12 protein-coding genes and 1 tRNA gene are annotated in these 14,240 nt (G+C 70.8%); 6 read left to right on the plus strand and 7 right to left on the minus strand.

Going from position 1 to position 14,240, the window contains the following annotated elements; translation table 11 throughout:
- The 3 genes from SOM35_RS13265 to SOM35_RS13275 all read right to left on the minus strand — a co-directional run bounded on the left by SOM35_RS13265 (position 1) and on the right by SOM35_RS13275 (position 2,897).
- A tRNA-Ser gene (locus SOM35_RS13265) sits at positions 1 to 89 on the minus strand.
- Between the two features lie 351 nt (positions 90 to 440).
- Complete coding sequence (locus SOM35_RS13270) at positions 441 to 1,145, minus strand: GntR family transcriptional regulator (protein ID WP_320515768.1); 705 nt, start codon at positions 1,143 to 1,145, stop codon at positions 441 to 443.
- Positions 1,146 to 1,367: 222 nt separating this feature from the next.
- Entirely contained in the window at positions 1,368 to 2,897 is a 1,530-nt protein-coding gene (locus SOM35_RS13275) for an MFS transporter (RefSeq protein ID WP_320515769.1), read from the minus strand.
- A 169-nt stretch (positions 2,898 to 3,066) separates the two neighbouring features.
- Between SOM35_RS13275 and SOM35_RS13280 the strand changes: the two genes are divergently transcribed.
- The 4 genes from SOM35_RS13280 (at position 3,067) to SOM35_RS13295 (ending at position 9,372) form a co-directional block, all read left to right on the plus strand.
- A complete protein-coding gene (locus tag SOM35_RS13280; protein ID WP_258376679.1) occupies positions 3,067 to 4,266 on the plus strand; it encodes a cobalamin-independent methionine synthase II family protein in 1,200 nt (399 codons plus the stop codon).
- A 208-nt stretch (positions 4,267 to 4,474) separates the two neighbouring features.
- Positions 4,475 to 5,863 carry a MoxR family ATPase gene (locus tag SOM35_RS13285; RefSeq protein ID WP_320515770.1) on the plus strand — a complete coding sequence of 463 codons (1,389 nt, stop codon included), beginning with the start codon at positions 4,475 to 4,477 and terminating at the stop codon, positions 5,861 to 5,863.
- Positions 5,864 to 5,925: 62 nt separating this feature from the next.
- The gene (locus SOM35_RS13290) at positions 5,926 to 7,992 is read left to right on the plus strand and encodes a VWA domain-containing protein (protein WP_320515771.1); all 2,067 of its coding nucleotides are present in this window, start codon (positions 5,926 to 5,928) and stop codon (positions 7,990 to 7,992) included.
- A 138-nt stretch (positions 7,993 to 8,130) separates the two neighbouring features.
- Positions 8,131 to 9,372 (plus strand): DUF2254 domain-containing protein, encoded by a 1,242-nt coding sequence (locus SOM35_RS13295; protein WP_320515772.1) that lies wholly within the window; start codon positions 8,131 to 8,133, stop codon positions 9,370 to 9,372.
- 88 nt (positions 9,373 to 9,460) lie between these two features.
- Here SOM35_RS13295 and SOM35_RS13300 read toward each other — a convergent pair whose 3' ends face one another.
- Genes SOM35_RS13300 through SOM35_RS13310 form a run of 3 tightly spaced genes read right to left on the minus strand, consistent with a single transcriptional unit; the run spans position 9,461 to position 11,571 of the window.
- Positions 9,461 to 10,264: an SCO1664 family protein gene (locus SOM35_RS13300; RefSeq protein WP_320515773.1), complete on the minus strand. Its 804-nt coding sequence runs from the start codon at positions 10,262 to 10,264 to the stop codon at positions 9,461 to 9,463.
- Positions 10,261 to 10,803 carry a DUF3090 domain-containing protein gene (locus SOM35_RS13305; protein ID WP_221849213.1) on the minus strand — a complete coding sequence of 181 codons (543 nt, stop codon included), beginning with the start codon at positions 10,801 to 10,803 and terminating at the stop codon, positions 10,261 to 10,263. The genes SOM35_RS13300 and SOM35_RS13305 overlap by 4 nt, the downstream gene beginning before the upstream one ends.
- Before the next feature lie 33 nt (positions 10,804 to 10,836).
- Positions 10,837 to 11,571, minus strand: coding sequence for an MSMEG_4193 family putative phosphomutase (locus SOM35_RS13310; protein WP_221849212.1), 735 nt, complete (start codon positions 11,569 to 11,571; stop codon positions 10,837 to 10,839).
- A gap of 81 nt (positions 11,572 to 11,652) precedes the next feature.
- Here SOM35_RS13310 and SOM35_RS13315 point away from each other — a divergent pair, with 81 nt between their 5' ends.
- Both SOM35_RS13315 and SOM35_RS13320 read left to right on the plus strand, forming a co-directional pair.
- Positions 11,653 to 12,081 carry a BLUF domain-containing protein gene (locus SOM35_RS13315; RefSeq protein ID WP_111074590.1) on the plus strand — a complete coding sequence of 143 codons (429 nt, stop codon included), beginning with the start codon at positions 11,653 to 11,655 and terminating at the stop codon, positions 12,079 to 12,081.
- Between the two features lie 58 nt (positions 12,082 to 12,139).
- Positions 12,140 to 13,399 carry an AI-2E family transporter gene (locus tag SOM35_RS13320; RefSeq protein ID WP_111074589.1) on the plus strand — a complete coding sequence of 420 codons (1,260 nt, stop codon included), beginning with the start codon at positions 12,140 to 12,142 and terminating at the stop codon, positions 13,397 to 13,399.
- Between the two features lie 133 nt (positions 13,400 to 13,532).
- On the opposite strand, the gene SOM35_RS13325 is transcribed toward SOM35_RS13320, so the two are convergent.
- Positions 13,533 to 14,168, minus strand: coding sequence for a ScbR family autoregulator-binding transcription factor (locus SOM35_RS13325; RefSeq protein WP_320515774.1), 636 nt, complete (start codon positions 14,166 to 14,168; stop codon positions 13,533 to 13,535).
- Between the last annotated feature and the right edge of the window lie 72 nt (positions 14,169 to 14,240).

Consider the following 14,240-nt stretch of genomic DNA (forward strand, 5'->3'; position numbering starts at 1 on the left):
CGGAGACGGAGGGATTTGAACCCTCGGTCCCCTAGAGGGGACTCCACCTTAGCAGGGTGGTGCACTCGGCCTGACTATGCGACGTCTCCAGGTGTTCGACCAAGAGCATACAGGAGGTCGGGCGGACTCTCGACCCGACTGGAGCACCGGGATCGGAGCCGCCGGTCCGCCCGGTCGAGGGGCGGCACCGACGGAGATCGGCCGGTCCCCCGAAGTGGGGACGATGGGGGGTTGCCGTTGTGTACCCCGATGCATAGTCTCATCGTGACGTGGCATCACATTCCGAGGCGTCACACCCTCGTCGCCGCGACACAGCAGCAGCACCCAGCAAGGACAGCACCCAGACGTCGCTCCCCGTGGCCTGGGCCTGACGCCCCCGATCGTCAGTGCCCGCCCGGGGAGCGACTTCGTTCCGCGCCCCGCGCGAGACCGGACCCGGGTCAGGCCGTCTCGACGCTCCGCAGTCGTTCGGAGCTCCGGAACCGCTCCGGCAGCGCGATGAGGAGCTCCGACAGCTCGGTCAGCCGTACGGCGCACAGGTCGACGTCGTCGGCGAGCGCTGCCGTCCGCGCGGCCTTGAGCACCTGCATCCGCTTGGTCCAGTCGGCGGCGATGTCGATGCCGTTCGCACGGGCGATGTCGTCCGTGTGGAACACGTCGAGCACCGGCTGCTGCGACCGCAACCAGTCCGCACTGACGGGAGCCCCGGAGCGTCGGAGCACCCAGACCGCGAGCTCCACGAACGCGCCGGCTTCGGACAGGCAGTCGCGCAGGACGGCGGGGTCGAAGGGCTCGTCCGATCGCGCGCAGCTGGTCGGCGGGTCGACGAGCATCGACTGCGCGATCCGGGTGCGCTCGACCATCTGGCCGACCGTCCACGGGGCGATCACGACCCCGACGTAGCGCTGGACGATGACCAGGCGCAGGGCCTCGAGCGGGACGAGGGCTTCGCGCACCGGCGTCCGCGACACCCGCATGTCGTCGGCCAGGGCGTCGAGTCGCAGACGCTGTCCGCGCCGGTACTCACCGCAGAGGATGCTGCGCAGCATCCGCTCGAAGACCGCGTCACGCAGCAGGTTCCGCGGCACCCCGAGCGGGTCGCTGGCGCTGGTCGTGTCGCTGTCGGCACGCAGGAGTCCGGTCATCAGGTCACCGTCGTGCACGGCGGCTCCGATGACGGGATCCGTCGGCGGCTCGGTGGACAACCGTGTCGGCCTGTCGTCTGTGCAGGACAGCCTGCTGTCCTGTCGGGCGGGATGCCGCCGGTGGGGTGGTGTCGTGCATCGGATCCTCCGTGACCACGGCCCCGGGCGGGGCCGTGGTCACGAGGGTCACAGGACGCGACAGCCGCCGCTAAACATGTTGCATCAGGAGTTTCGCCCAGCGTCCGGTGCGCGTCCGGCGGTGGACGGGCCTCCCGTTCCGGAGCCCGGTCCGGTGTCCACGCTGTCCTTGCCGGTCAGCACCGACAGGGGCTGCGTGATGTCCTCGAGCCCCTTCCGGGCGGCATCGACCCCGAAGACCAACGCGACCACCCCGCCGATGATCATCACCGCCGACCCCAGCAGGTACCCCCAGAAGAGCGGTTCACGGTCCGAGCCGTCGCCGATGAAGGCGCCGTAGATGAGCGGGGCGATGGCACCGAAGACCTGGGCCAGCGCGAAGAAGTACGAGATCGCCTGCGACCGCAGCTCGAGCGGGAAGATCTCGCTGACGGTCAGGTAGGCACTCGAGGCTCCGGCCGAGGCGAAGAAGAACGAGATGCACCAGAACACGACCTGGACGCCGGCGCTGATCGCGTCCGCCCGGAACAGGAACGCCGACGTCGCCAGCACGAGTCCGGACACCAGGTACGTCAGGAAGATCATCTGCCGCCGACCCCAGGTGTCGAAGAAACGACCGAGGATGATCGGGCCGAGCAGGTTCCCGATCGCGAACGGGAAGAAGTAGACCGACGTCTCGGCGGTCTTCAGCCCGAAGAAGTTCGTCAGGACCAGCGCGTAGGTGAAGAAGATCGCGTTGTAGAGGAAGGCCTGCGTGATCATCATCGTCGCGCCGACCAGGGTGCGGGTCGGGTACTGCTTGAGCAGCACGCGGGCGATGGTCAGGAACCCGACGTTGTCCATCGGGGTGACCGTCAGCGCCTTCGACTGCGGCACGGTCTCGAGCTTCCTGCCGGACTCCCTCTCGACCTCCGCCTCGATCCGGGCGACGGTGTCCTCGGCGTCCTGCTCCTTGCCGTGCGTCATCAGCCACCGCGGACTCTCCGGGATGTGCCGCCGCAGGAAGATGATCGCGATGCCGAGCACCGGGCCGAGGAAGAACCCGATGCGCCAGCCGATGCTCTCGGAGAAGTTCGCCGTGTCGAGCAGGTAGATGTTCGCCGCGGCACCGAGGGCCGCACCGCCCCAGTAGGTGCCGTTGATCGCGATGTCGACGTGCCCGCGGTACTTCGCCGGGATGAGTTCGTCGATCGCGGAGTTGATCGCGGCGTACTCACCGCCGATGCCGAGACCGGCGACGAAACGGAACACCGCCAGGAACCAGAAGTCCTGCGCGAGGCCGGCGACACCCGAGCCGATCAGGTAGATCGCGAGCGTCAGGATGAACAGCTTGCGACGACCGAGCTTGTCGGACAGCCGCCCGAAGACCAGGGCGCCGACGACCTGACCGACCAGGTAGATGCTGCCGAGGGACGCAACGTCCTGGTTGCTCAGGCCCAGGTCCGCCTTGAACCCGGCGTTGGACACGATCTGGATCTCGAGGCCGTCGAGGATCCAGGACACCCCCAGGCCGACCACGACACTCCAGTGGAACCGGGTCCACGGCAGTCGGTCCATCCTCGCCGGGACCAGGCTCGTCACCGATCCGTCTCTCGTTCCGCTGGCGCTCGTCATGCGCATGCTCCTCCCGCGGCCAGCCCCTTCGGCTGCCGCAGAATCGGAACGTACGCCTCAGCCGCCGCTCAGGTTCACGGTCCGCGAGAACCCGCCCCGGAACCGGGGTGTGACGGACTGGAGGCACGGGACCGGCCCGACACGGGCCTCCAGTCAGTAGCGTGGTCGCGTGCCGCTGCAGAACTCGACCGACCGCATCCTCACGACCCACACGGGGTCCCTCCCCCGGACGCCGGAGCTGAGCGCGCTCCTGGTCGCCCGTGACCAGGGCAAGCCCTTCGACGAGCAGGCGCTCCGCGAAGAGACCGCCGCGGTCCTCGCGCGCACCGTCGACGCGCAGCTCGACGCCGGCATCGACGTCGTCAACGACGGCGAGGTCCCCCGCGTCGGCTTCTCGACGTACATCCGCGAGCGTCTGTCCGGGTTCGGCGGGACGGGGCACCGCAAGCCGACACTCGACTCGGTGAAGTTCCCCGAGTACGCCGCCTTCCAGGCGCGTCAGATCGACGAGGGTGCCGAGTTCGCCCGCGTCTGGGACACCCCGGTCGCCCAGGGGCTGCTGCAGTACGACGAGGAGCGCGCCGGCATCCGCGAGGACCTCGACGGCTTCGCCCGCGAACTCGACCGGAACGCCGCTGCCGGACGCACCCCGGCCGGCACGTTCCTCTCGGCGGCGACGCCCGGGATCGTCGCGACCACGCTGCTGCTCGACGACGCGAACCCGCACTACGCCGACCACCGCGAGTACGTCTTCGCGCTCGCCGAGCAGCTCCGCGTCGAGTACGAGGAGATCGTCGCCCGTGGGCACGTCCTGCAGCTCGACGCCCCGGACCTGGCGATGGAACGGGTGATCCACTTCGGCGACGCCTCGCTCGACGAGTTCCTGGCGGCCGTCGACCTGCACGTCGACGCGCTCAACCACGCGCTGCGGAACATCCCGAAGGAGCAGACCCGGCTGCACGTCTGCTACGGCAACTGGCAGGGCCCGCACCAGGACGACGTGCCCGTCGACGTGCTGCTCCCGCACCTGTACCGGGCCGAGGTCGGGTCCTTCAGCATCCCGTTCGGCAACCCGCGGCACGCGCACGAGTTCCCAGCGTTCCGCGACCTGCCGCTGCCCGACGGTGCGGTCCTGGTGCCCGGGGTCATCGACGTGACGACGAACTACCTGGAGCACCCGCAGCTCGTCGCGAACCGCATCGTCGAGGCGGCGGAGGCCGTGGGCGACCCGACGCGCATCGTCGCCGGGACCGACTGTGGACTCGCCACGTTCGCCAGCTACGAGTTCGTCGCGTCCGACGTCGCGTGGGCGAAGCTCGGCGCGCTCGTCGAGGGCGCCGAGATCGCGTCCCGCCGCTTGTTCGGCTGACCCGGGTGCCGAGACGGAGGCGTCTGTTCGCGGCGCCTCCGACCCGCCGAGACGCCGCCACATCCGGGGGCGTCTCGGCGCTGACGCGGCGTCTACCGGAGACGGGGGCGTCTCGGCGCGGGCGTGCCGGACGGGAGGCGCGTGGCGGCGCCGCCACGCGCCTCCCGTCCCGTTGCCGCCGTCGGTGGCCGGGCGTACCGTGGCGCCCGTGAACCGACCTGCAACCTCCACGGTCGGCGAGCTCCGCGCTGCTGGGCACGTCCAGAAGTCGGTCCGCGCCGAGATCCGCGACAACCTGCTCACCGCCCTCCGTGAGGGCCGCGACCCCTGGCCCGGCCTGCACGGCTTCCAGACCACCGTCATCCCGCAGCTCGAACGCGCCCTGATCGCCGGGCACGACGTCGTCCTGCTCGGTGAGCGCGGCCAGGGCAAGACCCGACTGCTCCGCACCCTGAACGGACTGATGGACGAGTGGACGCCGGTCATCACCGGCTCCGAACTCGGCGAGCACCCCTACGAACCGATCACGACGGCGAGCATCCGCCGGGCCCAGGAGCTCGGCGACGCCCTGCCGATCTCGTGGGTGCACCGCGACGACCGCTACGTCGAGAAGCTCGCGACGCCGGACACCTCCGTCGCGGACCTGATCGGCGACGTCGACCCGATGAAGGTCGCCGAGGGCCGCAGCCTGGGTGACCCGGAGACCATCCACTTCGGCCTGATCCCCCGCGGCCACCGGGGCATCGTCGCGATCAACGAGCTGCCCGACCTGGCCGAACGCATCCAGGTCGCGATGCTCAACGTGATGGAGGAGCGCGACGTCCAGATCCGCGGGTACGTCCTGCGTCTACCGCTCGACGTGCTCGTCGTCGCGAGTGCGAACCCGGAGGACTACACGAACCGCGGGCGGATCATCACGCCGCTGAAGGACCGCTTCGGCGCCGAGATCCGCACCCACTACCCGATCGAGCTCGCGGACGAGATCGCCGTCATCCGGCAAGAGGCCCAGCTGACGGCCGAGGTCCCCGACGCCCTCATCGAGATCCTCGCCCGGTTCACCCGGGCCCTCCGCGAGTCGAGCGCCGTCGACCAGCGCAGTGGCGTCAGCGCCCGCTTCTCGATCGCCGGCGCCGAGACGGTGTCCGCCGCTGCCGTCCACCGTGCAGCACGTCAGGGTGAGTCCGACGCGGTCGCTCGTCCGATCGACCTCGAGACCGCCGTCGACGTCCTGGGCGGCAAGATCGAGTTCGAGTCCGGTGAAGAGGACCGTGCCGACGAGGTGCTCGAGCACCTGCTCCGCACCGCGACGGCCGAGACCGTCCGCTCGCGCTTCCGCGGACTGGACTTCGGGGTGCTCGTCGACGCGCTCGAGGGCGGCACCATGGTCACCACGGGCGAACAGGTCAGCGCGCGGGACTTCCTCGCCGGACTGCCCTCCCTGGGCGAGTCCGACCTGTACGACCAGGTGTGCGAGCGCCTCGACTCGACGTCTGACGGCGAGCGTGCGGGCGCGATCGAGCTCGCACTCGAGGGCCTGTTCCTCGCCCGCCGCATCAGCAAGGAGTCCGGCGGGGGCGAAGCAGCGTATGGGATGTGACCCGGTGCACAGCGACACAGACACCAACACCGACACCGGCACCGGCACCGACGGGGTGACCCGTGGTTAGCCGCCCGAACCGTCGGCTGAGCCGCGACAGCCGGTACGGCAAGTACGACGGCGGCCCGGACCCCCTGGCGCCGCCCGCCGACCTGTCCGAGGCGCTCGACGCCATCGGCCAGGACGTGATGGCCGGCACCTCGCCCGAACGCGCGATGCGGGAGTTCCTCCGTCGCGGGGGACGGTCGCAGCGCGGGCTCGACGACCTCGCCCGACTCGTCGCCGAGAAGCGTCGCGAGCTCACCAGCAAGAACAACCTCGACGGCACCCTGCAGGAGATCAAGCAGCTCCTCGACCAGGCCGTCCTGGCCGAACGCGGACAGCTCGCCCGCGACACGGCGATGGACGACGGCGACCGGGCACTGGCCGAACTGCAGCTCGACAGCCTGCCCGCCTCGCCCGCCGCCGCGGTCAGCGAGCTGAACAGCTACGACTGGAAGAGCCCGACGGCCCGACAGAAGTACGAGCAGATCAAGGACCTGCTCGGCCGCGAGATGCTCGACCAACGGTTCGCGGGCATGAAGCAGGCGCTCGAGAACGCCACCGACGACGACCGGGCCGCGGTCGCGCAGATGATGCAGGACCTCAACGAGCTGCTCGACGCCCACCGTCGGGGCGAGGACAGCCAGGAGCAGTTCGACGAGTTCATGGCGAAGCACGGCGACCAGTTCCCGTCGAACCCGCAGAACGTCGACGAACTGCTCGACGACCTGGCGTCCCGCGCCGCCGCCGCCCAGCGGATGCGGAACTCGATGACGCAGGAGCAACGGGACGAACTCGATGCGCTGGCCGAGCAGGCGTTCGGCTCCCCCGCACTGATGGGGGCGCTGTCCCAGCTGGATGAGAACCTCCGTGCCCTCCGCCCCGGCGAGGACTGGGGCGGCTCCGAGGGCATGGACGGCGAGCAGGGACTCGGCCTCGGCGACGGCACCGGGGTGTTCCAGGACATCGCGGACCTCGACGCGCTGGCCGACCAGCTCGCCCAGGTCGGCCCCGGGTCCGAGCTCGACGACCTGGACCTCGACGCCCTCGCCCAGCAGCTCGGCGACCAGGCGGCCGTCGACGCCCGGACCCTGCAACAGCTCGAGAAGGCGCTGCGGAACTCGGGCGCGATGCAGCGCGGCAGCGACGGGCAGCTCCGGCTGACCCCGAAGGCGATGCGGCAGCTCGGCAAGAGCCTGCTCAAGGACGTCGCCGAGCGGATGTCGGGTCGGCAGGGTGCGCGGGACCTCCGCCGTGCCGGTGCTGCCGGCGACCGCTCCGGGTCGACCCGTCCGTGGGAGTTCGGCGACACCGAGCCCTGGGACGTCACCCGCTCGATCACGAACGCGCTCACCCGGACCGCCGGGGACGGACCCCGGACCGGCGCCGGTGTGCGGCTGCAGATCGAGGACGTCGAGGTGCAGGAGACCGAGGCCCGCACCCAGGCCGCCGTCGCCCTGCTCGTCGACACGTCGTTCTCGATGGCGATGGAGGACCGCTGGGTCCCGATGAAGCGCACCGCCCTCGCGCTGCACACGCTCATCTCGACCCGGTTCCGTGGCGACGACCTGCAGCTCATCGCGTTCGGTCGCGAGGCCGAGGTCATGGACGTCGAACAGCTCGTCGGCCTGGACGCGATGTGGGACAAGGGCACGAACCTGCACCACGCCCTGCTGCTGGCGAACCGGCACTTCCGGAAGCACCCGAACGCCCAGCCGGTGCTGCTCATCGTCACCGACGGCGAGCCGACGTCGCACCTCGAGCCGAACGGGCAGGTGTACTTCAGCTACCCGCCGGACCCGGTGACGATCGCGCTGAGCGTCCGCGAGCTCGAGAACGCCCACCGTCTGGGCGCGAAGACGACGTTCTTCCGGCTCGGCGACGACCCGGGGCTCGCCCGCTTCGTGGACGGCATGGCCCGCCGCGTCGAGGGCACAGTGACGGCGCCGGAGAACGACGACCTCGGCGTCGCCGTGGTCGGCTCCTACCTCGGTGCCCGGCGGGGTTCCGGGTCCGCCTTCGGCGGGTTCGGCGGCGGCCCCGGCGACGACGGCCTGTGGGGCAGCCCGTTCACCCGCTTCGGCTGACCGGTCACCGGACGGGCTGACCGGTCACCTGACGGACGGGAGGCGCGTACCGGGCGCGGTACGCGCCTCCCGTCCGTCGGGCAGACTCGACCGAGAGCCGCCGCCGTCCGGCCGGCTCACTGCGAGAGGAACCGCGTCGTGCGCACCATCAGTCTCCGCGTCCGGGAGTCCTTCTGGTTCCTGCCGGCCGTCCTCGGCATCGCCGCGATCGTGCTCGCCCAGGTCCTGGTGACCATCGACCGCACCCTCGTCGACCGTGGCACACCGCTGGTGGTCCTCGACGCCCTGAGTGCCAGCGGCGGCCGTTCGATCCTGACCACGATCGGCACCTCGATGCTGACGGTCGCAGGGACGTCGTTCTCGATCACGATCTCCGTGCTCGCGACGACGTCGTCGACGTACGGGCCGCGGCTGGTCCGGAACTTCATGGCGGACCGGTCGAACCAGTTCGTCCTCGCGGCGTTCACGGCGACGTTCCTCTACTCCATCGTGGTCCTGCGCTCGGTGCACACCGACGTCGACGACGGCTCGGCGTTCGTCCCCGTCATCGCCATCCACGCGGCGGTGCTCCTCGGGGTCCTGGACGTCGCCGTCCTCGTGTTCTTCATCCACCACATCGCTTCGAGCGTGCAGATCACCTCGTTGCAGCAACAGGTGCAGGACGACCTCGACGCCGCGGTCGGCCTGGCCTTCCGCATGAGCGACGACGAATCGGTCAGTGTCGCTCCGGGACCGGTCAGCACACCAGGGCACGTCTCCGAGGCGGAGGGGGCGGTGCGCGCCGAGGACCACGGACACGTGCAGTCCGTCGACTGGCCACGGCTCGTCCGCTGGGCCTCGGAACAGGACCGTGTCGTCGTGATGACGGTGATGCCCGGCGACTACGTCATCCAGGGCGATCCCGTGCTGCGCATCACGGACCGCTCCGGCGGCGAGGTCACCGTCGACGATGCCGATCGGACGCGACTGCGGGCGATGGTGCTGCTCGGAGTCGCACGCACCCCGTACCAGGACGTGGACTTCGCGTTGCAGCAGCTCGTCGAGATCGCCGTCCGCGGCCTCGCGAGTGGGACGAACGACCCGTACACGGCGGCCACCGCGCTCGACATGTCAGCGCGTACCCTCGTCCCGCTGTGGCGGGACCGCGCCCCGATCACGGCCTACCTGCAGGACGGCAGCACCCGCGTCGTCCCGCGCTGGCCGTCGGCGGAGTCCCTCGTCGACAGCGTCTTCGCCGGTGTCCGGACGTACGGCATGGACCACCCGATCGTGACCGCGGCGGCCCTCCGGCTCGCTCACCGGCTCGAGGAGGTCGCCCGACCCGATCGGCGCGGGCACCTCGGCCCGGTCATCGACGAGTTGCGCGCGGCGGCGCACTGACGGGGCGCGGTCCCGAGCAGGACCGGTGTAGCGGACGGGAGGCGCGCCTCCCGTCCGTCACGCAGGGTGGGTCAGCAGGCGGGCGGGGTCAGAAGACCGGCCACGGGACGGCCGGACCGTAGCCGTCCGGCGGCGGGAACGTCGCGACCGCGGCCAGCGCGGCGCAACGGCCGCGGAGGGCCGACAGCTCGTCGTCGGTGAGGTGTTCGCGCAGGGTCTCGCCGAGGGGCCCGCGCAGCGCCTCGGACAGACGCTGGAGTCCGGCGACCTCGTCCTCGCTGAGCGGTTCGCCGATCCAACCCCAGAGCACGGTCCGGAGCTTGTGCTCGACGTGGAAGGTCAGGCCGTGGTCGACGCCGTACCGGTGCCCGTCGGCCATCGCCAGGACGTGGCCGCCCTTGCGGTCGGCGTTGTTCGTGACGACGTCGAAGACCGCCATCCGCCGGAGGGCGACCGAGTCCTCGTGCACCAGGGTCACGGCCTGGTCGTTCTCGTCCACGGCGTCGAGCACCTCGCGCACGGTGCCCTCGGCGACCGCGACGGCGGCGTCCTCGGCGGGGACCAGGTCGACGGCGTCCTGCTCGGGGTCGATTTCCTGCCACCGCTGCACCATGCCGGGGCCGAACGGACCGTCGCCGATCCAGGTCTCGGGCACGACGTTCCACCCGAGCGCCTCGGACACCAGGTAGGCGGAGACTTCACGTCCGGCCAGCGTGCCGTCCGGGAAGTCCCACAGCGGCTTCTCGCCCTCGATCGGCTTGTAGACGACGTTCTCGCCGTCGAGCCGTGCGAGGAAGGTGGCGTTCGAAGCCTCGCGGATGCGTCCGGAGATTCGGAGCTCACCCGGCGCGCTGGGGACCGCGGCGCCGGCGGCGTCAGGACCGAGCGTCATCCGAGCTCGGGGAAGTCGGGCGGGCTCGGTCGTCCGGCGGCGATGACCTCGCGGGTGCGCTCGACGAAGGCGCGGGCGCTGCCGACCGGGATCTTCACCTGCAGCAGTTCGCTCGGCTCGGACAGCTCGACGACCGCCTCGACCTCGTCGCCGTCGCCGGTCGGCTCGGTGAAGACCTCGACGTCGTCCTCGATCGGGTACGCCTCGATCACCACCTGCGCGGTGGCAGGGTCGAAGCCCAGGCTCAGGGCACCGGCACGGAACTCGGGCTCGACGGGCTGGTCGAGCGGTTCGCCGTCGCGGAGTTCGGTGGGCGCGGAGTCCGGGACGCTGAAGCGGTTGTCCTCGACCGTGGCGACCTCGTCGAGGAGTTCATCGATCTTGTCGGCCAGCACGGCCGACTGTTCCTTCTCGATGGCGACGCTGACGACACGGCGGCCGTCACGGGCCTGGATGTAGAACGATCGCTCGCCCGGGCGTCCGATCGTGCCGACGACGAGTCTGTCCGGCCAGTCGAAGCCGTGGACGATGGGGGGCATACCCGCATTGTAGGAGCGTGCGGCTCCGACCGTTCAGGGAGTGGTCGGGTCCGGACGCTCGGTGGACGACGGCGACGGCTCCTCGTGCCCGGCCCCGCCGCCGACGACCGCGTCCGCGCTCGGAGCCGCGGCCCGGGCGAGCCACGACAGGTCCCCCGACTCGGTGTTCGTGGCGACGACGTCCGGCCGGGCCTCGCCGTAGCGGACGATCGACACCGACGCCGGTCCGACCGAGATCCGCTGGAACAGGTCCAGGTGCATGCCGAGGGCGTCGGCCAGGACGGACTTGATGATGTCGCCGTGGCTCACCGCGACCCACACCGCGGCGGCGCCATGCTCAGCCTCGATCTGCGCGTCCATCCGGCGGATCGCGGCGACCGCGCGGGACTGCATGGTCTGCATGGACTCGCCGCCGGGGAACACGACCGCGCTCGGGTTCGACTGCACCACCCGCCACAGGGGTTCGGTGGCGAGTTCGCTGATCTTGCGGTTCTGCCAGTCGCCGTAGTCCGCCTCGATGATGCCGCGCTCGACGAACTGCTGCGGGTCGCCCGGCTGGAACGCCGTGATCGCCCGTGCGGTCTGTCGGCAGCGCTCGAGCGGGCTCGACACGACGGCAGCGAGGGGCACGGCGGCGATGCGCTCCGCGGTGGCGGCGGCCTGCCGCTTGCCGACGGAGTCGAGCGCGATCCCGGCGGTCCGGCCAGCGAGGAGTCCGGTCGCGTTCGCGGTGGTGCGTCCGTGCCGGACGAGGAGGACGGTCGCCATGAGGACGATCCTAGGCGTGCCTCCGGGTGCAGATTCCGGACACGATTGTGCCGACCCGGACGCGCGAGCGAAGATGCCCTGGTGCTGGTCTCCATCGTCTACATGAGCGTCGCGACGCACGAGTTCGGCGAGGACGAGCTCATGGAGATGCTCGCGGGTGCACGGCTGCGGAACGAGGCGCTCGGCGTCTCCGGCCTGCTCGTCGTCAAGGGCGGCCGGTTCATGCAGTTGCTCGAGGGTCCGGCGTGGAGCGTCGACGACCGGTTCGCCGCGATCGAGCGGGACCCCCGCCACCACACCGTCAAGTCGTTGATCCGCGAGGACATCGACCGCCGCCGGTTCGACGGCTGGTCGATGGCGTACCGGGGCCTCGACGACTCCGACATCGCGTCCGTCGAGGGCTTCAGCCCGTTCCTGTCCGGCACCCTCGACTTCCCGCGGTCGTTCGACCGGACGAGCGCCGCCTGGCTGCTCAAGTGGTTCCGGGACCGCGACCTCGTCGAGGACTGAGAGGACTGGGCGCAACGAGACCCGGCGCACCCACCTGTGCGTCTGTACCGTCGGCGTCATGCCGTTCTTCCGCTCCTCCGCCGCTGCCCCACCGACGACGCCACCGACCGAGCCGGTGACCGGTGTGCGCGCTGCCTGGTCGGACTCGTTCGGCCGCCTGGCGACCCGCTGCCTGCAGCTGATCATCCTGATCGTCATCGCCGCGGGCATCGTCTACGCCAGTCAGGTGCTCGGCGTCGTGACGATCCCGGTGCTCCTGGCGCTCATCATCGCCTCGGCCATGCACCCGGTCGTCTCGTGGCTGCGCCGGCACGGGTTCCCGTCGGTGTTCGCGACCCTGACGGTCCTGCTCGGTGTCCTGGTCGTCCTCGGCCTGCTCGGCTACCTCATCGTCGTCGCGGTCGAGAACCAGTGGTCGAGCCTGCAGAAGTCCGCCGTCGAGGGCTTCCAGCAGCTGCAGGACTTCAGCAAGACCCTGCCGTTCGCCATCTCAGACTCGCAGGTCGACGACGCGGTGAAGACCGCCACCGACTTCGTCACGAGCGCCAAGTTCGGCTCCGGTGCCCTCGCCGGCGCATCCGCCACGGCGAACTTCCTCACCGGCCTGGTGCTGATGATCGTCGTGCTGTTCTTCTTCCTCAAGGACGGGCCCCGCATCTGGGAGTTCCTGCTCCGCCCCTTCACCGGCGCCTCGTACGACCGCGCCCGTCGTGTCGGTGACCGCGTCGTCTCCACCCTCGGCGGCTACGTCCGCGGCACCGCGACCGTCGCCGCGGTCGACGCGATCGGCATCGGCGTCGGCATCGCGATCGTCGGCGTCCCGCTCGCCCTGCCGCTGGCGGTCATCGTCTTCATCACGGCGTTCATCCCGATCGTCGGCGCCACCGCGGCCGGCATCCTCGCCGCGCTCGTGGCCCTCGTCGCCCTCGGTCCGGTGCCGGCGCTGATCGTCGTCGGCATCGTCGTGGTCGTCAACCAGCTCGAGGGCAACCTCCTGCAGCCCGTGCTGATGGGCAAGACCCTGCGCCTGCACGGCCTGGTGATCCTGGTCGGCCTGACCGCGGGCACCGTCCTCGCCGGCATCACCGGCGCGATCATCTCGGTGCCGCTGCTCGCCGCCGCCTGGGGTGCCATCAAGGTCTGGGACGGCCCCGACCTGGCCGCCGAACCGTGGCGGCAGAAGCGTTCCGAGGACGTCGAGCACCACGAGCGCGAGAACAAGCGGGCGAAGCGTCGCGAGAAGGCGCAGAAGGCCCGCGACAAGCGTCGCGAGGAACAGGTCAAGGAGCGCGCCAAGCGGGTCGCGAAGACCGACTGACGTCGACGAGACGACCGGACTGGAGGCCCGGACCAGCCCACCGGGGCAGGTCCGGGCCTCCCGTCATGCGTTCCGCACCACGCTGGCGCGAGAGGTCCGTCCGATGACGGGAGGTCCGTCCTGCGGAGACCGGTCAGGCGAAGGCGCGGTCGACGACCGCCAGCAACCGGTCGCGGTGCGCCGGGACCACGCAGGCGTGGGCGAGGACACGCCACATCGTCGCGACGGACGGCAGCAGGTCGACCCGCGCGGCACGGACGTCGGACACCAGCTGCACACCGGTGAACCACGGGACGACGGTGGCGCCGAGTGCTTCCGGGGTCACCGTGGGGCCGACCTCGCCGGCGGCGACCGCCAGGCGGAAGACGTCGACCACGCTGGCGATCCACTGGTCGTAGAAGGACGACGTCGCACCGGAGAAGACCCGGTTCTCGAGCGACAGGCGGATGCCGGCGCGGACCACCGGGTCGTCGAGCAGCAGGCCCGCGATCGTGCGCGACGCCTCGACCAGCCCGCCCAGCGGCGACGGCCCGTCGTAGGTGACCGCCTCGAACGTGCGGGCGTTCTGCTCGTCGATCACCGCGAGGGCGATGGCCTGCTTGGTGCGGAAGTGGAAGTGGATGGCGCCCTGACTGACCTCGGCGGCCTTGGCGATGCCGGAGATGCTCGCGGCGCCGAAGCCCTGGCGGTCGAACTCGACGGCGGCGGCCTCGAGGATCGCGGTGCGGCGGTCCGGTCCGCGGCCGGGGACCGACGTCGGCGTGGTCATGGTCGTGCTTCCCCCGTGGTCCGTCGTGCAGGCCGTGCACAGAACGACCCGTACACTCCGCCGACAACCGTA

The sequence above is a fragment of the Curtobacterium sp. CFBP9011 genome (assembly GCF_034045095.1).
In the GTDB taxonomy this organism is placed as follows: domain Bacteria; phylum Actinomycetota; class Actinomycetes; order Actinomycetales; family Microbacteriaceae; genus Curtobacterium.

What these genes read in the sequence shown, in the direction of transcription:
- SOM35_RS13305 (WP_221849213.1), bottom strand. Translation starts at nt 10,803, where the DNA reads ATGCCCCCCATCGTCCACGGCTTCGACTGGCCGGACAGACTCGTCGTC.
- SOM35_RS13275 (WP_320515769.1), bottom strand. Translation starts at nt 2,897, where the DNA reads ATGACGAGCGCCAGCGGAACGAGAGACGGATCGGTGACGAGCCTGGTC.
- SOM35_RS13320 (WP_111074589.1), top strand. Translation starts at nt 12,140, where the DNA reads ATGCCGTTCTTCCGCTCCTCCGCCGCTGCCCCACCGACGACGCCACCG.
- SOM35_RS13300 (WP_320515773.1), bottom strand. Translation starts at nt 10,264, where the DNA reads ATGACGCTCGGTCCTGACGCCGCCGGCGCCGCGGTCCCCAGCGCGCCG.
- SOM35_RS13310 (WP_221849212.1), bottom strand. Translation starts at nt 11,571, where the DNA reads ATGGCGACCGTCCTCCTCGTCCGGCACGGACGCACCACCGCGAACGCG.
- SOM35_RS13325 (WP_320515774.1), bottom strand. Translation starts at nt 14,168, where the DNA reads ATGACCACGCCGACGTCGGTCCCCGGCCGCGGACCGGACCGCCGCACC.
- SOM35_RS13270 (WP_320515768.1), bottom strand. Translation starts at nt 1,145, where the DNA reads ATGACCGGACTCCTGCGTGCCGACAGCGACACGACCAGCGCCAGCGAC.